Origin of the sequence: Thalassospira lucentensis (assembly GCF_050516545.1) — a bacterium.
Taxonomy (GTDB): domain Bacteria; phylum Pseudomonadota; class Alphaproteobacteria; order Rhodospirillales; family Thalassospiraceae; genus Thalassospira; species Thalassospira lucentensis_C.
In genome coordinates this window covers 1,243,257-1,265,818 of sequence record NZ_CP191544.1, presented here as the reverse complement: position 1 = coordinate 1,265,818, position 22,562 = coordinate 1,243,257, and the positions used below count along the sequence as shown (strand labels likewise).

22 protein-coding genes and 2 pseudogenes are annotated in these 22,562 nt (G+C 52.7%); 13 read left to right on the top strand and 11 right to left on the bottom strand.

The window, feature by feature from the left end; all coding sequences use genetic code 11:
• Nucleotides 1–55: 55 nt before the first annotated feature.
• From ACQ0MK_RS05865 to ACQ0MK_RS05850, 4 genes and pseudogenes are all read right to left on the bottom strand, one after another.
• Nucleotides 56–1,516 carry an aminoacyl-histidine dipeptidase gene (locus tag ACQ0MK_RS05865; RefSeq protein WP_430475227.1) on the bottom strand — a complete coding sequence of 487 codons (1,461 nt, stop codon included), beginning with the start codon at nucleotides 1,514–1,516 and terminating at the stop codon, nucleotides 56–58.
• Nucleotides 1,517–1,725: 209 nt separating this feature from the next.
• A complete protein-coding gene (locus ACQ0MK_RS05860) occupies nucleotides 1,726–2,235 on the bottom strand; it encodes an N-acetyltransferase family protein (RefSeq protein ID WP_430475226.1) in 510 nt (169 codons plus the stop codon).
• A 92-nt stretch (nucleotides 2,236–2,327) separates the two neighbouring features.
• Nucleotides 2,328–2,930: pseudogene (locus ACQ0MK_RS05855) on the bottom strand (GGDEF domain-containing protein); the annotation flags it as partial.
• Between the two features lie 10 nt (nucleotides 2,931–2,940).
• Nucleotides 2,941–3,852: pseudogene (locus ACQ0MK_RS05850) on the bottom strand (PAS domain S-box protein); the annotation flags it as partial.
• A 410-nt stretch (nucleotides 3,853–4,262) separates the two neighbouring features.
• Between ACQ0MK_RS05850 and ACQ0MK_RS05845 the strand changes: the two are divergent.
• Both ACQ0MK_RS05845 and ACQ0MK_RS05840 read left to right on the top strand, forming a co-directional pair.
• Nucleotides 4,263–4,883, top strand: a complete 621-nt coding sequence (locus tag ACQ0MK_RS05845; protein ID WP_430475225.1) for an NUDIX domain-containing protein — start codon at nucleotides 4,263–4,265, stop codon at nucleotides 4,881–4,883.
• 142 nt (nucleotides 4,884–5,025) lie between these two features.
• Entirely contained in the window at nucleotides 5,026–6,024 is a 999-nt protein-coding gene (locus ACQ0MK_RS05840; RefSeq protein ID WP_430475224.1) for a cysteine synthase A, read from the top strand.
• An 82-nt stretch (nucleotides 6,025–6,106) separates the two neighbouring features.
• Here ACQ0MK_RS05840 and ACQ0MK_RS05835 read toward each other — a convergent pair whose 3' ends face one another.
• A complete protein-coding gene (locus ACQ0MK_RS05835) occupies nucleotides 6,107–7,522 on the bottom strand; it encodes an MFS transporter (RefSeq protein WP_430475223.1) in 1,416 nt (471 codons plus the stop codon).
• 134 nt (nucleotides 7,523–7,656) lie between these two features.
• Between ACQ0MK_RS05835 and ACQ0MK_RS05830 the strand changes: the two genes are divergently transcribed.
• From ACQ0MK_RS05830 to ACQ0MK_RS05815, 4 genes are all read left to right on the top strand, one after another.
• Entirely contained in the window at nucleotides 7,657–8,577 is a 921-nt protein-coding gene (locus ACQ0MK_RS05830; RefSeq protein WP_430475222.1) for a LysR family transcriptional regulator, read from the top strand.
• 174 nt (nucleotides 8,578–8,751) lie between these two features.
• The gene (locus ACQ0MK_RS05825) at nucleotides 8,752–9,771 is read left to right on the top strand and encodes an LLM class flavin-dependent oxidoreductase (protein ID WP_430475221.1); all 1,020 of its coding nucleotides are present in this window, start codon (nucleotides 8,752–8,754) and stop codon (nucleotides 9,769–9,771) included.
• A 171-nt stretch (nucleotides 9,772–9,942) separates the two neighbouring features.
• On the top strand, nucleotides 9,943–11,517 hold the full coding sequence (locus ACQ0MK_RS05820) for an L-lactate permease (RefSeq protein WP_430475220.1): 1,575 nt from the start codon (nucleotides 9,943–9,945) through the stop codon (nucleotides 11,515–11,517).
• 1 nt (nucleotide 11,518) lies between these two features.
• Nucleotides 11,519–11,677 carry a hypothetical protein gene (locus tag ACQ0MK_RS05815; protein WP_430475219.1) on the top strand — a complete coding sequence of 53 codons (159 nt, stop codon included), beginning with the start codon at nucleotides 11,519–11,521 and terminating at the stop codon, nucleotides 11,675–11,677.
• A gap of 67 nt (nucleotides 11,678–11,744) precedes the next feature.
• Here ACQ0MK_RS05815 and ACQ0MK_RS05810 read toward each other — a convergent pair whose 3' ends face one another.
• Together ACQ0MK_RS05810 and ACQ0MK_RS05805 are read right to left on the bottom strand one after the other, a co-directional pair.
• Nucleotides 11,745–12,377 carry a LysE family translocator gene (locus ACQ0MK_RS05810; RefSeq protein WP_430475218.1) on the bottom strand — a complete coding sequence of 211 codons (633 nt, stop codon included), beginning with the start codon at nucleotides 12,375–12,377 and terminating at the stop codon, nucleotides 11,745–11,747.
• Complete coding sequence (locus ACQ0MK_RS05805) at nucleotides 12,368–12,610, bottom strand: hypothetical protein (protein ID WP_430475217.1); 243 nt, start codon at nucleotides 12,608–12,610, stop codon at nucleotides 12,368–12,370. The genes ACQ0MK_RS05810 and ACQ0MK_RS05805 overlap by 10 nt, the downstream gene beginning before the upstream one ends.
• A gap of 122 nt (nucleotides 12,611–12,732) precedes the next feature.
• Between ACQ0MK_RS05805 and ACQ0MK_RS05800 the strand changes: the two genes are divergently transcribed.
• Complete coding sequence (locus tag ACQ0MK_RS05800) at nucleotides 12,733–14,361, top strand: inverse autotransporter beta domain-containing protein (protein WP_430475216.1); 1,629 nt, start codon at nucleotides 12,733–12,735, stop codon at nucleotides 14,359–14,361.
• A 74-nt stretch (nucleotides 14,362–14,435) separates the two neighbouring features.
• Nucleotides 14,436–15,596 carry a PA0069 family radical SAM protein gene (locus ACQ0MK_RS05795; RefSeq protein WP_430475215.1) on the top strand — a complete coding sequence of 387 codons (1,161 nt, stop codon included), beginning with the start codon at nucleotides 14,436–14,438 and terminating at the stop codon, nucleotides 15,594–15,596.
• A gap of 37 nt (nucleotides 15,597–15,633) precedes the next feature.
• Here ACQ0MK_RS05795 and ACQ0MK_RS05790 read toward each other — a convergent pair whose 3' ends face one another.
• The 3 genes from ACQ0MK_RS05790 to ACQ0MK_RS05780 form a co-directional block, all read right to left on the bottom strand.
• The gene (locus tag ACQ0MK_RS05790; protein ID WP_350043751.1) at nucleotides 15,634–15,912 is read right to left on the bottom strand and encodes a tyrosyl-tRNA synthetase; all 279 of its coding nucleotides are present in this window, start codon (nucleotides 15,910–15,912) and stop codon (nucleotides 15,634–15,636) included.
• Nucleotides 15,913–16,295: 383 nt separating this feature from the next.
• The gene (locus ACQ0MK_RS05785; protein ID WP_430475214.1) at nucleotides 16,296–16,829 is read right to left on the bottom strand and encodes a hypothetical protein; all 534 of its coding nucleotides are present in this window, start codon (nucleotides 16,827–16,829) and stop codon (nucleotides 16,296–16,298) included.
• Between the two features lie 86 nt (nucleotides 16,830–16,915).
• On the bottom strand, nucleotides 16,916–17,608 hold the full coding sequence (locus ACQ0MK_RS05780; RefSeq protein ID WP_430475213.1) for a hypothetical protein: 693 nt from the start codon (nucleotides 17,606–17,608) through the stop codon (nucleotides 16,916–16,918).
• A gap of 297 nt (nucleotides 17,609–17,905) precedes the next feature.
• Here ACQ0MK_RS05780 and ACQ0MK_RS05775 point away from each other — a divergent pair, with 297 nt between their 5' ends.
• The 5 genes from ACQ0MK_RS05775 to rpmF all read left to right on the top strand — a co-directional run bounded on the left by ACQ0MK_RS05775 (nucleotide 17,906) and on the right by rpmF (nucleotide 21,141).
• The gene (locus tag ACQ0MK_RS05775; RefSeq protein WP_430475212.1) at nucleotides 17,906–18,616 is read left to right on the top strand and encodes an alanyl-tRNA editing protein; all 711 of its coding nucleotides are present in this window, start codon (nucleotides 17,906–17,908) and stop codon (nucleotides 18,614–18,616) included.
• 194 nt (nucleotides 18,617–18,810) lie between these two features.
• Nucleotides 18,811–19,668 carry a 3-mercaptopyruvate sulfurtransferase gene (sseA, locus tag ACQ0MK_RS05770; protein WP_430475211.1) on the top strand — a complete coding sequence of 286 codons (858 nt, stop codon included), beginning with the start codon at nucleotides 18,811–18,813 and terminating at the stop codon, nucleotides 19,666–19,668.
• 38 nt (nucleotides 19,669–19,706) lie between these two features.
• Nucleotides 19,707–20,237, top strand: coding sequence for a GNAT family N-acetyltransferase (locus ACQ0MK_RS05765; RefSeq protein ID WP_430475210.1), 531 nt, complete (start codon nucleotides 19,707–19,709; stop codon nucleotides 20,235–20,237).
• The gene (locus ACQ0MK_RS05760) at nucleotides 20,234–20,920 is read left to right on the top strand and encodes a GNAT family N-acetyltransferase (protein WP_430475209.1); all 687 of its coding nucleotides are present in this window, start codon (nucleotides 20,234–20,236) and stop codon (nucleotides 20,918–20,920) included. The genes ACQ0MK_RS05765 and ACQ0MK_RS05760 overlap by 4 nt, the downstream gene beginning before the upstream one ends.
• A gap of 41 nt (nucleotides 20,921–20,961) precedes the next feature.
• Entirely contained in the window at nucleotides 20,962–21,141 is a 180-nt protein-coding gene (gene rpmF / locus ACQ0MK_RS05755; protein WP_007090029.1) for a 50S ribosomal protein L32, read from the top strand.
• A gap of 346 nt (nucleotides 21,142–21,487) precedes the next feature.
• On the opposite strand, the gene ACQ0MK_RS05750 is transcribed toward rpmF, so the two are convergent.
• A complete protein-coding gene (locus ACQ0MK_RS05750; protein WP_430475208.1) occupies nucleotides 21,488–22,444 on the bottom strand; it encodes a threonine ammonia-lyase in 957 nt (318 codons plus the stop codon).
• Nucleotides 22,445–22,562 lie beyond the last annotated feature (118 nt).

Here is a 22,562-nt window from a genome sequence, read left to right as displayed (position 1 = left end):
CGAAAACGGTCAGTCGCATCATAAACACTCAGTGAAAAATCCAAACGCAGCGGGCTTATGCCTTCGCCGGGATCGCTTTAAGTGCGGCAAGCAGGTAATCCCAAAAACGTGCGACACTTGGCACATGGACACATTCATCCGGGCTGTGCGCGCGTTTAATGGTCGGGCCGAACGAAACCATATCCCAATGCGGATATTTCGATCCCAGAACACCACATTCAAGCCCCGCGTGAATAACGCGGATTTCCGGATCTTTGCCAAACATATCGCGGTGAACCGATTTCATCAGTTCAACAACTTCACTGTTCGCGTTTGGCTTCCATCCCGGATAAGCGTCGCCCCATTCGACAGACGCGCCGATATTTTCAAATACAGCCGTCGCCGCTTCACGGATGGCATCGCGTGCTGAATTGATCGAACTGCGTGCCGAAAGCGTCACATCTGCTTTACCGTCAGCAAGCTTGATGATTGCCAGATTAATCGATGTTTCAACGACACCTTCAACAGACGTGCTCATGGCCTGAACACCGTTTGGAGCACCAACGCAGGCATTGTTGAAATCCCTGGAATCCTTTGAACTCATGGCATTTTCAGGAAGCTCGGCATTCTTTGCAGCAATTGCAAAATTCGGTTCAATCGCACCGATTTCGTCCTGAACCTCATTGGCAAAGGCTTTAAGGGCGGCATCAAACGCCCCAGCATTGCCTTCTGGCAGAACGATGGTGACAAAGGATTCACGCGGAATGGCATTGCGCGCCGTACCGGCATTGATGGCAACGATACGCGCATCGAAATCCCGAATTGCCCCGCGTAGGAACCGCGCCATCAGTTTATTAGCATTGCCAAGGCCCAAGATAATATCGATGCCCGAATGACCGCCCTTAAGACCCGTCAATGCAATTTCACGTGCGACCTGCCCTGCATCGACGGCCTCAAGGCTATAGGTCAGGCTGGCAACAAGATCACCACCGCCTGCACAGCCAACGCACAGCTCATATTCGTCTTCGGTATCAAGATTAAGAAGAATGTCACCTTTCAGGCGCCCGGCCTCAAGGTTCATCGCACCGGTCAGGCCGCGTTCTTCATCAACAGTGAACAGCAATTCAAGTGGACCATGTTCAAGACCATCTTCGGTCATAAAACCCATCATTGCGGCGGCACCAATGCCGTTATCCGCACCAAGTGTGGTGTTGTCCGCCGTGATCCATTCGCCATTGACCAGCATACGGATCGGATCAGTATCAAAGTTATGGGTCGAACCGGAATTGGCCTGTGTCACCATATCGACATGGGCCTGCAAGATCGTCATTTTACGATCTTCATAGCCCGGCGTTGCCGGAACCGTAATCACAAGGTTCTCACCGCTGTCGCGGAAATGGGCAAAACCCTTGTCATCTGCCATTTTCTCCAGAAGCAGCAGAACAGCTTCTTCTTTGGTCGACGGACGCGGGGTATCACAAAGCTTCTGGAAATTCTCCCAAATCGCGACCGGCGCAATTTTGCTGATCTCGTTCACGGTGGCGCTCTCCTGTTGGTGTACTTGGTGTATTGAGTGTATTTGGTCTATGCGTTTTCGCGGGTTCAACTTGTTGATTACCCTATTGGCATAGGAATTTAAAGCGCATCTACGTGTTTTTGCGCAAAGCATGCTGAAATCACGATCAGATATTTGAAATCTGAACCAACCTCACCAGTCGCTATTAAACTTGCCGATTGGGCGCCAAGTTATTCAATGCCCACAGTCGTACTCCGCCGCTGCAAAAGCATCACATCACGCCATTGACCTTTCATCAGACCATAGCTCATCCGTCCCAAACCGCGCTTGCGGCCGACTGTCTCAAACCCAAGTCGGTGATGAAGGGCAATACTGGCTTCGTTTTCGGGAAAAACGCCTGCTTCCAGCGACCAGATCCCTTCCTTTTCGCTTGCAGCAATCAAGGCGGCCAGTAACGCCTTGCCAAGGCCCTGACCGTGGAAGTCCGGATCGACATATACGGAAATCTCGGCAACACCGCGATACACACAACGGTTCGAAACACCGGATAACCCGGCCCAGCCGACAACGCGCCCATCATCATCGCAGGCGACAAGCCGGCATTCGATTAAATGCCCGGCACTCCAGCTTTCCCACGTCCCGGCATCATCTTGAAAACTTGCGTTTCCCGACAACAAACCCCGCGCATAAATATCAACAACGCTGGCCCCGTCATCATCGGTCATGGCACGAATGTTCATCCGCAATTCTCCCACAAACAAGTAACCCCATCCGCATGGCGGTCAGGTGTAAAATTCGATTTTACAAGAAAGGAGAAAAACAGATAGCCTGATTAGGTATCAGACTCATTTTCGCGGGTTTTAAAGAGCATCTGGTCACGCCCCGCCTCTTTGGCAGCGTACATTGCTTCATCCGCAACCTTCATGGCATCAGACAGTTCGACAAATTTCTGCCGCCCTTCGCCACCGACGGTCGCCCCAAAGCTTGCCGTGACTTTGGCAACCTTTTCCCCGGCTTTATCGGCGGGCACTTCGATGGCCCGGATCATGCTTGCCAAACGTTCGCCAATTCGTTTGGTCACAGCCGCCGTTGCCGACGGCAACAAAACAGCAAATTCTTCCCCCCCCCAGACGAACAACAAGGTCATCATCACGCAGGGCCTGACGCAACGTTTCAGCGACTTTTTCAAGGATCCTGTCGCCAACTGCATGCCCATATGTGTCATTGATCTCCTTGAAATAATCAAGATCAAGAATGATCAGGCCAAACAACCATCTTTTGTCTTTCAAATGGCGAATTTCGCGCAAACGACTAACCGCAATCTCAAACCCGCGCCGGTTTAGTGCGCGTGTTAGCGGATCGGTTGATGCAAGGGTATCAAGCATCTGCTCTTTGCGCTTGTGATCGGTGATGTCGGTGGCCGAGACCATGACACCGCCCCCTTCCATCATATTCATCCGAATATCAGCCAACCGGCCAGAAGGTGTTTGCATTTCATCAAGTGTTGCATGGCCATGACCATGCAGCTTCATCTTGGCACAGCATTCATGCAAGGCCGAAATATCAAAGGCCTGATTGTCACCGGCTGCTTTTTCCTGACCAAACAGCCGTGCAAATTCATGATTGTGATGAACAACGTTCAAACCGATATCAAGCATCGCTACAGCAGATGGCACCAGTCGAATAACCTCGGTGACGGCTTCTTCAAGACCGGCTTTCGCCCGCACCAGTTCGTGATGCATTTCAACTTCTTCACGCACGTCATGCGCGGTCGTTAAAATGGCCGGTTTTCCGTCATGCCACAGAATGCGTTCATCGGTCAGATCGCGCCAGACAGAACTTCCGTCATCAAGAATATCAAGCACGCGATGACGATCCCCGCGGCGCTCACCGCTTAGAATGTCTGCAACATGCTTGATCGCGCGCGGGCGATTATCTTCCGGGATAAAACGCAGAATATCGGGGTTCTCCATGAACCCACTGGCACTTTCCGCCCCCATCAGACGCGCAAACGATTCATTGACGTAAAGTGCATTCATGTTGCGATGAACCATGACGCCGATAAAGGATCTGCCAAGCATGTGATCAACCTGCATGGCGGTTGTGCCATTATCAATCGCCTGTGCTGTCGTCAGAACAGCATTCCCGTGATCCCATTCGACCGTTTCATCGCTGATTTCCATCCAGACAGGGGTTCCATCTGTCCGGATATTGTAAACCTTCTTCCAGCCATGGAAGCCATTGCTTTCCTGAAAGCTTTCTGAAAGTTTTGCTGCCTCATGGTGAAAACTTGGCGGGATATATTGCCGCATGTCAGGTTCACTCATGAAATCCTTAACATCGCGGCGTCCGAGCATCTTCGCATAGGCGTCATTGACATACACAGCTTGCAGATCCTTGTGTACGACAACCCCCACTCGTGATCGCCCATACAGGCGTGCGATTTCTGTTGGCTCAAATCGCATCAACGTCCTGTTTCCCCCGAAACTCTGAATTCAAATACGGCACACCGCGCAAGCTGTGCCGCAAATTCAACCCATACAGATTACAACAGATTATGCTTAATTAAAACCAAGGGATGCCCTACCTATTCCAACGAACAGCCTGACTCCAAGCTTGGTCGAGATCATAAACGATCAGAACGTCTAAGTATTATATCCATATGAATAATAAAAACTCACCTAAAACCGATCAACGGCAGTTGTAATACCCTTTATAGTTGCTCTAGCTCTAGCTCTAGTTCAAATTCAGGATGGGTGATCTCAACATGGATCAAAAAAACGTCAACATCATTGAACGCAAGCGCGGCTGGAATGGATATTTCAAGCTTGATGTCTATCGCTTGCAACATGACAAATTCGACGGTGGAAAAAGTGCTGTTCTTGAACGCGAAGTCCTTGAACGCGGGCACGCGGTTGCCGTCCTGCCCTATGACCCGATCCGAGACGAGGTCATTTTGATCGAACAATTCCGACCCGGCACCCTGTCGGTACAGGAACGCTATCCCGACATGCCAATTTGGCTGACAGAAATTGTCGCCGGAATCATTGAAGATGGTGAAAAAGCCGAAGACGTCGCCAGACGTGAAACCATCGAAGAAGCTGGGTGTGAAATTATCGGCCCACTTGAACCCATTTCACGTTTCTATGTCACGCCGGGATGCTCTAGCGAAACAGTCGCCCTCTATTACGGGCGCGTTGACACCACACATGCGGGCGGCATTCACGGCCTAGACGAAGAAGGCGAAGACATCCGCGTCTTTCGGGTTTCGGCAGAAGAATGCTTTGCCATGTTGCAAAATGGACAACTCTGCAATGCAACTGCAACCATTGCCATCCAATGGTTAATGATCAATCGGGACCGGATCCGCAAAGAAACTGCGGGCTAGGCACATTTGTCGGCATTTCCGGTGAAATGCATAATCAACACTATTTTTGCGTTATAAATTTCAAACTGTCTTGACTTTTGTGTATAAAAGCCCCAATCAACAAGCAACCACATTTTAATCCCAACCATGTTTGGAGTCTGTCATGGACATTCGCAATGGCACCATCGAAGCCATTGGCCGCACCCCGCTCGTGAAATTGAAAAAGGTTTCCGAGCTGACGGGTTGCACCATTCTTGGCAAGGCGGAATACGCAAATCCGGGTGGATCGGTCAAAGACCGCGCTGCCCTTGCCATCATTCGTGACGCCGAAGCGCGCGGCCAACTAAAACCGGGCGGCGTGATCGTCGAAGGTACTGCTGGCAACACCGGCATCGGTCTTGCCGTTGTCGGCAATGCGCTTGGCTATCGCACCGTGATCGTGATCCCGGAAACACAAAGCCAGGAAAAGAAAGATCTTCTGCGGTTACTGGGTGCGGATCTTCGTGAAGTTCCAGCCGTCCCCTATCGCGATCAGAATAACTATGTCCACGTTTCGCGCCGTCTGGCCGAAGAATTGGCACAAAGTGAACCAAATGGTGCCATCTGGGCCAATCAATTCGATAACGTCGCCAACCGTCAGGGCCACATTGACACCACCGCACCTGAAATCTGGGAACAGACCGATGGCAAGCTAGATGGTTTCATCTGTGCAGTCGGAACGGGTGGCACGCTTGCCGGTGTTTCGCTGGCCCTAAAAGAGCGCAACAAAAACATCCAGATCGGCCTTGCTGATCCGATGGGCGCTGCTCTTTACAGCCACTATAAAACTGGCGAATTGAAATCCGAAGGAAGTTCGATCTCCGAGGGTATCGGCCAAGGCCGCATTACCGCCAACCTCGAAGGTGTCGAGATTGATCACCCGTTCCAGATTTCTGATGAAGAAATGCTGCCAATCGTCTTTGACCTTTTGAAGGAAGAAGGCCTGTGCATGGGCGGATCAACCGGGATCAATATTGCCGGTGCCGTGCGCCTTGCCCGTGAACTCGGACCGGGCAAAACCATTGTCACTGTTTTGTGTGACCTTGGCACCCGCTATCAGAGCAAGCTTTGGAACCCGGAATTCCTTAAGGAAAAAGGTTTACCAAGCCCCTCTTGGCTCTAAGTCCAGTCCAAGAAACTTAAATTACAAAACCCCCGCCAGTGTTCTGGCGGGGGTTTGCTTTTGGTATTACTTAGCAACGCAATTATAAGCTGCCCTGTCTCGCATCAGCAAGTTCACCCTGCAGTTCGCCAGCGTCTTGTTCTATCTGTGAACTGATCGTCACTTGCTCTGCTATTGATACCAACCGCCACAGATATAGCCCGCACAAAAGCGCACAAACCAAAAGCGTGCCCGCAAATCCGGCAACCGCATTCCAGCCGCCCTGCGCCCAGAACCAGCCCCCCGCCGATCCCATGATGCTTGACCCAAGATAATAAGCCAAAAGATACAGCGAAGATGCATGCCCCTTGGCACCATTGGCCAATCGCCCGACCCAGCCACTCGCAATCGAATGGGCAACGAAAAATCCGCTGGTCAAGATAACAATCCCGCCGATGATCCCGATCAGACTGTCCATAATGGTCAAGGCAACACCGAGCCCCGCCAAAAACAGCCCAACAACCAAAACCGGACCGCGCCCCAATTTATCGGACAGCGCACCGGCAATAGATGACGTAACCGACCCACAAAGATAGACGACAAAAATCAAACCGATCTGACTTTGGCTAAGCCCATAAGGTGCATCCGAAAGCCTAAAACCAACATAGTTAAAGATCGTAACGAAACAGCCCATGGCAAAGGCGCCGATCAAAAACACAAATGGCAACCCGGCATGGGTTAAATGCCCGCTCCACGCTCGCAAATGATAGCGCACCTGAAATCCCGGACGCCGAACGAAATTGCGCGATGCCGGTAACAACACCGCAAATCCAAGGGCGGCGAAAAGACCAAGTGCCCCCATCGCCCCCAAGGCAACATGCCAGCCAAACAAGTCGGTTAGAAACCCAATCACAACACGGCCGCTTAACCCGCCAATCGCGGTTCCGCTGATATAAATGCCCATTGCCATGCCAAGACCTTTTGGGTCGATTTCTTCTGCCAGATAGGCCATGGCAACGGCCGGAACCCCACCCAGGATCAACCCTTCAAGGGCGCGAACGACCAAAAACGCGTGCCAGTCTGACAAAAACGGCGCAATCAAATTCAAGATGGACGCAACACACATCGACACCAGCATTAATTGCTTGCGCCCCGCTGCCTCGGAAACGGCCCCTGCCAGCAATATCGCAAAGGCCAAAAATCCAGTCGTTAATGAAAGTGCCAACGAACTTTCGGCTGGTCCCACCGCAAAATGGTTTGCCAGTTCTGGCAGTAGCGGCTGCACACAATAAATCAGGGAAAAGGTTGCATATCCGGCAAGGAAAAGCGCGATGCTGATACGGCGAAATTCTGCGGAACCCGGTTTGATCCAAACCGGTTCCGCAGACGTTTGAACGCTGGTGGACGCGAGTGGGCTTTGGTCACGTTGGGGCGACGTGCCATTTTGCGAAACCGTATCAGCATTGTCAGGACTGCCAGCAGAATGTGGCTCAGGGGCAGTGTCCCGAGAAACAGGCATTTGCGACCTCGTTTGGAATGGTTCAGGGGATGATTTGTAAGGCAGTTCTTATGATTGCATTCAATCCACCATCCGTCCAATATATGGAACAATCATTCTTGATATGTTTTACGTATACCGAAAGAACCGTGAGCATGGAACTGCGCCATATCCGCTATTTTCTTGCCGTCGCACGCGAAGGCAACTTCACCCGTGCCGCTGCCCGTATTGGCATTGGCCAGCCCCCGCTTAGTCAGCAAATCCGTGATCTTGAAACAGAAATCGGCACAGCCCTTTTTCATCGTGTCCCCCATGGTGCGGAACTAACCGAAGCCGGATCGGCCTTCTTGGGCCTCGTTGGGCAATTCCCCGATCTTGCCGAACGTGCCATTCGTGCAGCCCAACGTGCCGGTCGGGGCGAAGTTGGCTCCATCCGGGTTGGCTTCACGGCCTCTGCCGCGTTTAGCCCATCCGTCCCGCGCATTTTTCGCGATTTTCGCCGTGCTTATCCCGGTGTCGAGATTACGCTTGAAGAAGCAAACTCCGCCCAACTTGTCACCGGGTTAAAGAAAGAGCGCCTTGATGCGGTATTTTTGCGTCAAGATGCGATTGACGGTGATGGCATACGCCTGCATGTGATTTCGGCCGAACCGATGGTTCTTGTCCTGCCTGCGGGCCATCCGGCGGCACAGCATGAAAAAGTCGCCCTTGCCGATTTGTCTGATGATGCCCTTATTCTGACCCCGCGCGCAGTGGGCCCAACCCATTTTGACAAGGTTGTCACCGCCTGTCGTACGGCCAGTTTTGAACCGCAATTGGGCCAGTCCGCACCGCAGCTTGGATCGGTGATTAATTTCGTCGCCGCCGAACTTGGTTTTTCACTGGTGCCAAAACCAATGACGCAGCTTCAGGCCAATGGTGTTGTCTATCGCGAGATTGATGGCGATGTGCCGATTGCACAATTGTCCCTAGCCTATCGCAGCAACGACATTTCCATCGCCCTTCGGAATTTCATTAGCCGCACCTTGGTCGCACATCGCAAATCTATCCCGGCATATGATGACAAAATCCAATAGAACGGGGATTTCCTGAACATCTTTCTCGCAATTTTTATATCCCTTAAATCTGCAACGCTGCCCCGCATTCCGCTTTCGCACTGGCAAGACGATGATTTCAGGCTAGATTAATCCCAACTGTGAAATCAGGCGCCCCGCAAATGCGATGCGCGCGCCAAACCGAAAGTCTGGTTGATGCTCCGATATTCCCTTCTTGATCTTTGCCCGGTAAATGCCGGCGAACATCCATCTGATGCGCTGCGTAATACCCTTGATCTCGCCCAGCATGCCGAAAAACTCGGCTATCACCGCTATTGGTTGGCCGAACACCACAATATGCCAGGCATTGCCAGTGCGGCCACCTCGGTCGTGATTGCGCATGTGGCGGCAGGAACGAAAACCATCCGCGTTGGGTCCGGTGGCGTCATGTTGCCAAACCATGCCCCCTTGGTCATTGCCGAACAGTTTGGCACCCTTGATGCCCTGCATCCCGGTCGTATTGATCTTGGCATCGGGCGCGCGCCGGGAACCGATCAACGAACGGCTGCGGCACTCCGCCGTGATATGCATGGATCCGAAGAACGCTTCATTCAGGATGTCTTACAAGTTCAGGCATTCTTGGCCCCGCTTGAAGGCAACCCGCCTATTCGGGCTGTTCCGGGTTATGGATCGCAAGTCCCGATGTGGCTTTTGGGCAGCAGCCTGTTTTCAGCAGACCTTGCCGCACGGCTTGGCCTGCCCTTTGCCTTTGCATCGCATTTTGCCCCCGATATGCTGATGGATGCACTAACACTTTATCGCCACCGGTTTGAGCCAAGTGATCAGCTTGATAAACCCTATGCGATTGCCGCCATGGGGCTCTTTGCCGCCGATAGTGACGAAGAAGGCCAGTATCTTGCAACCTCGATGCAGCAACAATTCCTGAATTTGCGCCGTGGGACGCCCGGGCAATTGCCTAAACCGGTTAAAGATATGAGTGAAATCTGGAACCGGGTCGAAAAGGCCGGGGTTGATCACGCCATGCGCTATGCCGCAATCGGCGGGCGCGACACCGTGGCGCAAAAACTTCGCGAATTTGCCTATATGACCAATGCCGATGAAATCATGGTTACAGCCAATATTTATGATCAGGCAGCCCGTCAAAAATCGTTCAAAATTGCCGCGGATTTATTTCACGAAATGAACGCAAAAAGCAGCGAACAAGACTGCGCTTAAGGTGGCTTAAAAACAAGATGCCGGGTTGCTTCCAAACCCGGCATTTTCATTTCATCATACGAAATACCAATTCACACCACTTGCACTTGCATCCGCGCTCGGACAATATGCGCATCCCGTCAAATCAAAGACGACAGTTCCTTTGTTTCAAAAGGTTATGGTGCGCCTTCCATGAGCGATTTTTTGTTGGCAGCATTGCCGATTGCAACAATCCTGTTTCTAATGATCAAGGCCGATTGGGGCGCTGCGCGCGCTGGTGCCGCAGCATGGTTTGTTACCGCTATCATTGCGGTATTCTTCTTTGGCGCACCAACCGAAATGCTGATCATCGCGCAGGCCAAAGGCGTGATGTTGGCCCTTTATATTCTCTATATCGTTTGGGCCGCCTTAATCCTTTATTTCGCAGCCGACGAAGCCGGTGCGATTAAAACCATTGGCCGCGCAATCAGATCCTTAACCGATGACCGCCCGCTGCAACTTTTGATATTGGGCTATGTTTTTGCAAGCTTCCTGCAAGGGGTGGCTGGCTTTGGCGTGCCAATTGCCGTTGTCGCCCCCCTTCTTTTGGGCATGGGGTTTTCGCCGGTCCTTGCGGTTGCCGCCCCAATGATCGGCCATAGCTGGTCTGTCCTGTTTGGCAATATGGCCACATCGTTCGAAGCCTTAATCGGTGTGACCGGCATTCCGGGTACAGAACTTACGCACTATTCTGCAATCCTTTTGGGATTGTCCGGGTTTAGCTGTGGTGCCGCAGTTCTTTGGCTTGATGGCGGCTTCCGCACTGTTCGCCGCCGCATTGTCCCATTGGTTGTGATTTCGGGCGTCATGGGGATTACGCAATATTGCATGGCGAATTACGGGGTCTGGACCCTTGGTGGTTTGACCGCGGGGATTGCGGGCCTTGTGGCATCAATCATCGTCACCCGTTTCTGGAAACCCCATCCTGATGACATTGCCGAACAGGTTGCCGACGATCATCACCACATGCCACTTCTTGAAGCCCTAACACCCTATCTGGTGTTTATCGTGCTTGTGACATTCGCGACCTTTGTGCCTGCAATTGAAATGCTTCTTGGCAAAGTCACCTTAACGCTTGATTTCCCGGAAACCGCCACATCAATCGGCTGGGTGATCGAGGCCGAAAGTGCCAAGGCAATTGCCATATTCGGTCATCCCGGCGCGCTTCTGCTTTATACTGCGGCGATTAGTTTTGGCTTCTTTAAGCTGCGCGGGCATTACGATGACGGCATTGGCAAACGCATTTGGCAGCGCACCCTTAAAAGCGGCCTGCCGACCAGTATTGGCATGGTGCCGGTGATTGGTCTTGCCATCATCATGGATCATGCAGGCATGACCTATGCGCTGGCAGAAGGCGGTGCTGCGGTCTTCTCTGGTGCGTTTGCAATCGCTTATCCGGTGATTGCCCCGGCAATCGGCGCCTTGGGCGCTTTCATGACCGGAAGCACAAACAATTCCAACGTTGTCTTTGGCATGTTCCAGCGTCATACCGCCGAACTGTCCGGGCTTTCGACCGCCCTTATCCTGGCGGCACAAGCAACGGGCGCATCGCTTGGCAGTATGCTGGCCCCTTCGAAAATCCTTGTCGGCTGCTCGACCGTCGGGCTTTCGGGTAAAGAAGGGCCGGTACTTTCGGTTGTTCTTAAAACCGGTGTGATCCTGACCGCTCTTTGCGGCTTCATGGCACTTGGGATGTTGCTCATCGCGAACATGGTTGGAGGTGCGTAAAATGAAACAGAAATTGTTTAATCCGGTGTTTCTGGTTCTCGCTTCGATCATTTTGCCGATCGCAGCGTTTGAGGCCTTTACAATCGGTAGCGTTGCCGCAAGCGACATTCTACTGGCCCTGTTTGCGGCCACCATGGCCCTGATTATTGTAGCCAAATGAACAAAACCGGCCCGCTGGTTTTCCAACGGGCCGATCAGATCAATGACCATTTAGACGATTGATTAGCTTAGGGCTTGAACACTGCCAGCTTCAAACCAAAACCAATAAACACTGCACCTGTTGTCGCCTTTAACACCCGTTGGAAACGCCCGCTTCCGGCAAAGCGTGTCAAGCGTGCCAGCACCATAATAATCGCCCCAAACCACACCGCATTGATCGCGGCATGCACGCAGACCAGCATGAAGGCCGATCCAACTGCGCCCTCACCCACCGGGATGAATTGCGGGAAAGCTGCCAGATAAAATATCGAGACTTTCGGGTTCAGTGCATTGGTCAGGAACCCTTCGCCAAATGCCACGATCAATGTGCGCTTACGCTTGGCTGGCGTTACATTTGCGACCGTCTGAACACCTCGCCAAGCATCACGAAGTGCCTTAAACCCGACCCAGCACAAATACGCCGCCCCCAACAACTTTACGACCATAAAGGCCTGTGCTGATTGGACAAGGATCACGGAAATCCCCAATATTGATAGCGACCCGTGAATGTAAAAGGCGGTAACAAACCCCACCACATTGGCAAAGCCCGCCGCACGCCCGGAAGTCGGCACGGTCTTGGCGATCAAGACACCATTGGGGCCTGGTGACATCACCAAAAGCGATGTCACCAGCGCAAAACTTAAAACCTGGGTCAATTCCATACGACGGTTCCTGTAAGCTCAAACACGCGCATCACATCGCGCTTTGGCAAAACTATAGATCTATTTTCCACACCGGCAAGCAAGCAATTGTCACCATGACATTTACAGTCAACAGCAATCACCTCAGTCAAATCGCGCTTTTGGGAAATGATAACTTTTGCGAAAATGATAAAGAATACCTGTGGTTCGCCCTGATCTTTGTCGGTAGTTTTGTCTCTAGAAAATAGAGACATGGCAAACAGCCGTGCATGACATGAGCGGGACACTCATTTCCCAACAATTCATCTCCTGATGCATCCCCAAGTGTAGCAGCCCATTGCTGTTGCGCAATGATGCCTGCTGACCAGATTTTGTGATGTGCATAAAAAAGACCGCCCTGATTGGATTTCTGTTTGGCTCCACGATTTTGATAGCTTTCGGCGCCAAGGCCGACACCTCGCAGGAATCCGACAAATGGGGTCCACATATCGACCTTGAGGGCAAGGCTGGCACAGACCGCAACCTTGGCGAAACCGATCTGTTCATCCCTCTTTGGCAAGATGAAAACACGCTGAGTTTTGGCAGTATCCGCGCACGCATGGATGACAATAATAGTCACGAAGGCAATTTTGGCCTTGGCATCCGTCAGATGCTTGATAATGGATGGAACATTGGCGGCTACGGATACTTTGACCGTCGCCACAGCCCGTATGGCAATAAATTCAATCAGGTCACCGTCGGGGTCGAGGCCCTGTCTATGGATTGGGATCTGCGTGCCAATGGCTATGTCCCAATTGGCACCACGAACTATATGGAAGACAGTCTTAGCAGCGTCGATTTCTCGGGCACGTCGATCATGTACACCCAAGGCGAGGAACGCGCCCTTCGTGGCTTTGATGGTGAAATTGGCTGGCGTGTTCCGCTGTTTGACGCCGATGCCGGACAACAGCTACGCGCCTATGCCGGTGGATATCGCTTCACCGGCAGCAACGCCGACACCGTGCAAGGTCCACGCGGGCGGCTTGACCTGACCTTTGATGAAATCCCCTTCCTGTGGGAAGGATCTCGCTTTTCGCTGGGGGCAGAAATCCAGCATGACGACCCACGCGGTAGCCAAGGTTTTGCCAGTTTCCGCCTGCGCATTCCATTACAGGGATTTGGAGGCCCCCCAAACCCCAAACTGACCGCGATGGAACGGCGAATGACCGACCCGATCATCCGCGACATTGATATCGTCAATCAGGCGGGTACTTTTACCACCGCCGAGGAAATCACCGAAACCGCCGATGGTAAAACCATCACCCTGCTTAATAGCGACACAACAACCGGTGCGAACTTGGCAACCGCGATTGCCAATGCCGGGGTCAATTCCACCATTGTGCTGAATGGTGATTATACCGGTGTCAACAGTGTTGCCACCGTTCAGGACGGGCAGACGATCATTGGCGGCGGTGCACTCGACATCAAAACCCCATCCGGGCGTTCTATAGCGGTTGCCATCCCGAATGCCTCCCTTTCCGGATCAGGCAGCAACGGCGGCGGAGGGTCCAATCGATTTTTTGACATGGCCGACAACAGCAGCCTGATTGGCGTAACGGCTTCCATCACAAGTACACTCAGTGCCGCCATCACCAGAATTGATGGCAAGCAAAATGTCACAATCAAAGACAGCACCCTCAAGGTAACGTCCAATTCCACCGCATCCGGTATTCAGATTTCTGGCAGCAGCGATGTAAATATCGAGAACAACAATATATCCGTCGTTTCCAATGGCGCGAACAGTCAGTTCACAACATTCCAAGGCACGAATTCCAATATCGCCATAGATGACAACACGGTTTCAATGACCTCCGCCACCAGTAATTACTATCTCTTCTTTGCTGGCGGGGCCGAGGTCAGCAACTTTTCGGGAACCGGAAACACATCCAACGATACGTCATGCCACGACGGCACTGCCGGCCCCATCACCGGATCGGTCACAACAAACGGCATTACATGTCCTTGATATAGGAATAGCTTAAACCGGAATTTTGGTGTATTTCGCTTGAATGTTCTTCTTTTGTTCTTTAACTTGAACATATGCAAGACATCATCGAACCGTCACTCGATCCAACAGAACACGCCTTAACTGGCGAAAGCCGGACCAATCCGGATTTTGATCCGGACCTCCTGCCTGCACGCAAGCAAAAAGGCCGAGGGGCCATATCAAATATCGATGGCCGGTTTGAACGCCATGTCCATCAATCGGTTGATGACGGCTGGATCAACCAGTTGCTTGATGACGAACCGCCGCGCATCAAAACCACTCTTGGCATTGATGGTGCGCGCAGTGTCATCACCCGCAATCAAAGCCCCGATGTGCCGTTTGATCGTTCGATCAATCCCTATCGTGGGTGCGAACATGGCTGTGTTTATTGTTTTGCGCGGCCAACACATGCCTATCTTGGCCTGTCGCCGGGGCTTGATTTTGAAACCAAGCTGTTCTGGAAGCCGGATGCAGCAAATCTTTTGCGCAAACAGCTTTCAGCGCGCAGTTATTCCCCTGCACCGATTGTGATTGGCACCAGTACCGATCCCTATCAACGGATTGATCGCGACAAAAAGCTGACCCGATCAATTATCGGGGTCCTGTCTGATTGTCAGCATCCCTTTTCCCTGATCACCAAAAGTGCCCTTGTCACCCGTGACATTGACCTGATTGCACCAATGGCCGCCAAGAACCGTGCATCGGTTGCGATGTCGGTCACAAGCCTTGATCACAGGTTATCGAACCTTCTTGAACCACGCGCATCGGCCCCGCACAGACGCCTTGATGCCATTCGCAAACTGACCGATGCCGGCATTCCGGTTACCGTATTATGTGCTCCGATCATTCCGGGTTTGAATGACATGGAAATTGAAAACATCGTTGCCGCCTGTGCCGATGCCGGGGCGCAATCGGTTAGCCATATCGTGCTGCGCCTGCCGCTTGAAATTGCCGATCTGTTTGAAGAATGGCTTGAAGCCCACTACCCCGAACGCAAGGCAAAAGTCCTGTCTTTGATCCGGCAAATGCGCGGCGGCGAAATGTACCAATCAGAATTTGGCACCCGCATGCGCGGCACCGGCCCGATTGCCGACCTGATTGCCAATCGCTTCAAAGCAGCCCGCAAAAAGCATAACCTGACCGGTAGATCCCTTGATCTTGATTGCAAAGGTTTCAAACGCCCCAACGCAGACGGACAGATGTCTTTGTTTTAGGGGTACCCCAACATCCGCCCAGCACAATTCAAAATGCTCATCCGATGCGCCGGATCGTTGTCTGCTTGCCGGCACCAACCGAAAGCCGCAGGATTTCCCCATCATCAAAGGCATAGCTAAGAACTTGATGTTGCGGATCAGATATCTGCTTTTCTTCGATCCATACCACGCCACCCATAACAAGTTCGTGCGCTTCGGCACTTGTTTTGGCAAACCCCGCCATCAGAATAAGCGAGATGACTTCGATCCCGTTTTTCAGGGCCTCAGGCGCGAATTCAAGTGCCGGGATACGGTCATTAACAGAAAGATGGGTCATTTCGGTTTTCCTTCGTGGTGGGACCACCAAGGGCAAACCGGGGATGAAAAACAAAAGGCCGCCCTGTGGCAGCCTGTTTTCATTTGATCAGATACAAATCAACACGCGCCGTACTATGTGTACGACGTAAAATAGGCGTTGTGATGAATGATCGCGTTTTCCATACCAAAATGGATAAGGCCGAAAACAAGGTCCGTCAAGCCTGTTTATGCAGCAACGTCATGGCAGCAGACAAAAGCATAAAGGCACAAGCCCGTTTACCTGATCTGGATGACGCAGACGCCAGATCGCTAAATACACGCCCCTATGCGCCCGAACCCATAACGCAAAACACCCGCCGGACGAACCAACGGGTGCTGAATTGGGTATCTGTCAGAAACTGTTTAGCTGACAACGCGGTACCGTGCATGGGGTGCCGGGCTTTTGACCATTGACGCACTGATCATTGGCGTTCCGGCCACCTCGGCAGCATCTTCGCCCGATTGTGCCTCGCCATTTTCATCACGCACAACATTGTCATTTTCTGACAGGGCCAGATTGCGGGCATTGTCAAAGAAACGCAGTCCGCATTTTTCCATGACGTAAAGCGTCTCACCGCCCCACTCGCCCGTCCAGACCATGCCAGAAAGACCCGCCATTTCTTTTTCAATGCGGGTTGGTGAAATCGGCATCCCAAGGCAGGTGGTCAAAAGGAAGGAAAGCTCCGCTGCTGTCACCCCGTCTTCACAGCATTCTTCTGCCAAAACCGACATCACGGCCATGGCAACAACCTTGAGCGAAACCTTACGGGTCTCAAGCCCCGGAAAACGGTTCTTTTGAAGTTCAACAAAGTCACTGGCGATACGATCAACGTCCCCACGGATTACATAACGCCCACGCCATACCCGACAGCTTGTTCTGGCTTCCCATTCCCGCATCGTTCTGTCCCACCCGTTTTTATGTCCCTAAGTAAAAACGATACATCACCCATACATTCAGTCAACATATTTTTCGACATTTTGTATTATTTTCGACATTCCAGACGAAACCACTGATACCCCGCCCCGGAGACAACATATCCGTCTTCATTTTCAACCGGTTCAAGATAACCGCGTGACAATGCCACATGGAAATCACGGCTAAAATTCCGTGGCATCCGCACATGCTCCTGACGGCGCAAAACACGGCGAATATCATCGCGCGTGATGAAGCCCCGCCCATCCCGGTAATGCAACCAGATTGCCGCCACCAGAATGGTTTCGGCAAAACCACGCGGCTGCATACGACCAATCAGATCACCAAGAGACCCAAGAAAACTTGTGATAAAGGCACCAGGATCAACACCGCCTACCGGATCGGCTGCATATGCTGAACCTGCTGCATTCTGAAGTACTTCACCCCCGACAACTGAACTACCGGATCCACTTCCGGCCCTGTCATTGCCTGCGCCAGCGGGCGTCACACCACCGAAAGGCTCCCGACCGGTATGTTCGGAATCCTGCCTTGGCACATGCAAACGCGCTGGGTGTGTCCCCCCGTGTTGAGACGCACCATTCCCCGACATACCACCGGACAACGAGCCCCCCGGACCATACATCGGCTGGCCAAACAACGCCGCCATCACAACAGGCAGGCGCGCAGGTGGGATCGCGCATTCGAGATCCACCGGCCCAAAGTCGCCTTCGCCCGTAAGTTTGACGTGAATTATTGCTGCCAAGGTTGCCATCACTCCTGATTTACCCAACCCCAGTACCATACATTACGTATAAAAAACAACGCTACATATTAATTTTCGTATATTTTTATACACTCCCTGCATTGTCTGAGCACAATTTTACCCTCGACAATCTGCGCACTGAGGTCACACCATGGCCACAATGAACAACAATCAAGGGCATATAGCCCGATCCATTTCGGGCCGCCCACATCAGCACACGTCGCCCCAGACAGGGTTCCAGCCCTAAACAGACGCGCGCCCCGCCTTAACGCCACCAACAGGGAAGGATAAAGAACAATGACACGCCTTTTGTTTCGCGAAGACGCCTACGCCAAAAGCTGCGATGCGGTCGTGACAGGCATATCTGAACGCGGGATCGAGCTTGACCAGACTGTTTTCTATGCCACGTCGGGCGGTCAGGCTGGCGACATCGGGGCATTGAAAACGTCATCGGGTTCTGTTCTTCCGATCGCAACGACAGTGAAGGACCGCGAAACCGGACGTATTTTACACATCATCGAAGATGACCATGCCCTGCCTGCCATTGGCGATACGGTCACGGCCGAACTGGACTGGGATAACCGGCACAAATTGATGCGGTTCCACACCTGTTTGCATCTTTTATGCGCGGTGATTGACGGGGATGTTACCGGCGGCAATATCGCCGCCCACAAGGCACGCCTTGATTTCAACCTGCCCGATGCTGCCTTGGACAAAGACGAAATCACTGAAAAGCTTAATGAACTGATCGCCCGCGATGCCGATGTCTACGACGGCGAAATCAGCATTGCCGAACTCAAAGCCAACCCGGAACTGGTCCGCACCATGTCGGTCCAACCGCCAATGGATGGCAATTCCATCCGGACCGTGACGATTGAGGGAATTGATTTTCAACCCTGCGGCGGAACGCATGTCAAAAAGACCGGCGAAATCGGCCCGGTTTCTGTTGCCAAAATTGAAAAGAAAGGCCGCCAGAACCGACGGATCAACATCGTTTTTGACGTTTGATTACAGCCAGGGGTGTGCGACGGCGGAAGACACTCATTCCCCGTCTGCCCGAAAAACACACCAAAGCGCATGACTGCAGGTTGCCAGCATGAAGCTCTGCCGTTACAAATTTAAGAATTACAGGACCATCATAAAACGATCCCGGGACCAACCGGGATCATGCAATACCCACCATTGCTAACCGGAGCTTGTCCATGAGTAACCCACTTTCCGATGCCCTGGTCTCCACCCAGTGGCTGGCGGATCACATCGACGCGCCGGACGTGCGCGTCGTTGATGCAAGCTGGTACATGCCAGCTGACAATAAAAACGCCCGCGAAATTTATAACGCACAGCATATTCCCGGCGCTGTCTTCTTTGATATCGACGAAATTGCCGCCGATGACAGTGCACCACTGCCGCACATGATGCCCGATGCCATCAAGTTTTCCGCCAAAGTACGCAAGCTTGGTCTTGGTGATGGGGTGCGCATTGTGATCTATGGCCAGACCGGTTCTGCCCTTGCCGCGTGTCGCGCATGGTGGATGCTGCGTCATTTTGGTCATCACGATGTTGTCGTACTTGATGGCGGGCTTCCGAAATGGGTTGCTGAAAACCATCCCGTAACCGATGCCCCTACTCCGCCGCGCGAACGCCATTTCACCGCACGCGCCAACAGCTTCTTGCTGCGCGAGATTGATCAGGTTCTTTCGAACGTGAAGACCAAGCGCGAACAACTTGTTGATGCCCGTGCTGCTGAACGGTTCCGGGGCGAAGTTGCCGACCCTTGGGGCAAATCGGGTCACGTTCCCGGTTCCTATAACCTGCCGTTCAACGTGCTTGTGAATGCAGATGGCACCTTTAAGGATGCCGATGCGATCAAGGCCGCGTTCGATGATGCCGGGGTTGATCTTGATAAACCCGTTGTTGCGACCTGCGGATCTGGCGTCACGGCATGCGTTCTTGCCATGGGGGCCTATATCGCTGGTCACAAGCAGGTCGCTGTTTTTGACGGCTCCTGGGCACAGTGGGCCACCACCGAAGACAGCCCGGTCGTAACAGGACCAGCCTAAGTCGCACATTCTCGTTTCCAGATAAGCCGAGTATTCAAATGCCCGCTCCCTCGCCATATGGTCAAGCCCTTGCTGAGAACAGCGCGGATGACGCCAAGAGCGGAGCGGGCATTTTGCTTGAACAGCTTAAATCCCCCTCAGATGACGATATCGCCACAATCACGGTCCTTTGGATTGCAACCGGGTTAATCCCGGCCATTCGCGATGCCCGCCAGGATATTGAAAATTGTATCAATGCCGATCACGGCAGCCTGATTGTTGCGCGTCATCCAGATGACGGCCATATCATCGCCACCATGATGACCGGCCATGACAATATCTTTGGCTGGATACATTATCTGGCCATTGCCCCGCACGCTCAAAGCAATGGCATAGGTCGTGCACTGGTGGATCTTGCCGAAGATATATTGCGAATTTCCGGCCTGCCTGAGATCCGGGTCACAATCGAAAGCCCCGCTGCAGGTGATTTTTACGCCAAACTCGGCTATGACTCACCCAACAACGTCACCGATCAGGCATCCCCTGATACCAATCGAAACACGATTATGCGCAAGAGCTTAGTTCAATGACCCCATCCAATCCGCGCAAACTCGAAGTTGTCGTCAGCTTCCTTGAAATGCAGTCTCCCCCCGAACGCGCACCGGCCATCATCCCACCGGGCAAGGTCGCGATTGTTCGGGCAGAAAACCCGACACTGTCCTTTTATCGCTACCTATATAATACAGTCGGCGAACCGTGGCTGTGGTGGCAACGCCGCCTGATGAGCGATGAAGAACTTGCGCCGATCCTGGCTGCGCCTGAAACCCATGTTTTCGTGCTCTATGTCGCAGGCGTTCCTGCCGGTTTCGCCGAGCTGGATCTGTCCGATCTTGAAAATGATGGCGTTATTGACCTTCATTACATGGGATTGCTGCCTGATTTTATCGGCAAGGGTTTTGGAAAATACCTTTTAAACTGGGCGATTGACACGGCCTGGAGCCTTAAACCAACGCGCGTGACGGTAAATACCTGCACTTTGGATCATCCAAGTGCATTGGGGGCTTACCAAAAGGCTGGCTTTGTTGTATACGACCAGCGAACGGACATTGTTGATGATCCGCGCGATGTTGGGCTGATCCCGCCAATTGATCATCATGTTGATCATGATGGCCAAATTGATGGTGACGCGCCTGATGCCGAAAGCGACCCTGAAAATGCAAATAATGCAGATTCAGGAACTTTGATCGTTGACTTTCCCGAGCGTGCAAGGTAACAAGCGCGCCTGAGTTTACCCAAGCCAGAGGATGATGACCCATGGCAGTGCCAAAGAAAAAAGTGACCAAGTCCCGTCAGGGCATGCGTCGCTCGCATGACAAGCTCGCCAAGGGCTCGTACCGCGAAGACAAAGAAACCGGCGAACTGCATCGCCCGCACCACATTGACCCGAACACCGGTATGTACCGTGGTCGTCAAGTGGTCGAGCCTAAGATGTAATTCCGCTCCAGGGGGCTTTGGCTCTTTGGCGGTTTGCGACGCTATATAATTCCGCGCCATCCGTTTTCGAATGGCGTCTGATTTAAAAAGGGATGAAGCCGTTTGGTTTCATCCCTTTTTATTTGCCCGAACGGCATCAACCAACCCGCCCCCCAAACAAAATGGACGGACAGTTCCCTGCCCGCCCGTGGATATCCTGCTTGACCGTCTACGATCAGAACCATTGAATTGGCTCGAAAGGCAGGCGTGATATTTGTGAAATACAAGGAAAATCCCGCAGCGCGGGGTGGTACCCCGGGCAAGGGGTTTGACGCAGGAGTTTGCAAATATAACGCCTGCCGACAGATCAATTGATCCCGTCGGTGCCGCTACCACATACAATCACACCAACCCGGCCCGGATCATCAACACCCAGCCGCCCTGTCATTACCGCGGCGATGCCTGCTGCGGCTGAAAGTTCGACGGCAATGCCAAGGTCTTTCCAAAGCCAGCTTGCGGCTTTTTGCATTTCCTCGTCCGTCACCAAGGCAATGCGATCAACATTCTTGCCAATCAGATCGACATTCAAGGCTGATGACTGACGCGGGGCCAAACTGGTCGCGGCTGTATTGACACTTGGCAGTGTCACGACCTCACCGCCCTTAAGACTTTCAAACAGGGTCGCGGCCCCGGTTGGCTCCACCCCGATCACCCGAATAGACGGGCGCAGCATGCGGGCCGCTGTCGCCACGCCGGAAATCAACCCACCACCGCCAATGGCAACAACAAGCGTATCAAGATCAGGTTGCTGTTCAAACAGCTCCAGCGCAATCGTGCCCTGTCCTGCAATCACTTTGGGATCGGCAAAGGGATGGATATAGGCCATGCCGGTTTCCCGCGCATGATCCATCGCCGCCCGGTTGGCATCATCCCAAACAGCCCCGATCAGGGCAACATCAACGCCCTGTGCGCGCAGCTTTTCGACTTTTGGCTTTGGCGTATTGGTCGGTAAGAATATTTTCACCGGCACACCAAGGGTGCGCGCCGCGTGGATCACCCCCATGCCGTGATTGCCCCCCGATGCCGTGCACAGCCCCGAAGTCCGCTTATCCTCATCCAGTGACAGGGCGGCATTCATCGCCCCGCGCGCCTTGAAGGATCCCGTAACCTGCATGTTTTCAAGTTTTAGAAACATTTCAGGGATTTGATCGATCGCGGCAAAGCCCGATTTATCGGAAAAACCCGTTACCCCGAACACCGGGGTCAGACGCATATGGTTTGAAATTGCGCGACGTGCAGCACGGAAATCCTGAAGTTCGATCACGGGGGCTCCTTTGACGATATTGACGCGGGTTTCGGATCAGATGGGGTGGCAACCGGTTGGCAGATCTCACAGAAATAACCCGGATCGCTGATTTCACAATAGGTTTTGCGTAAAAACC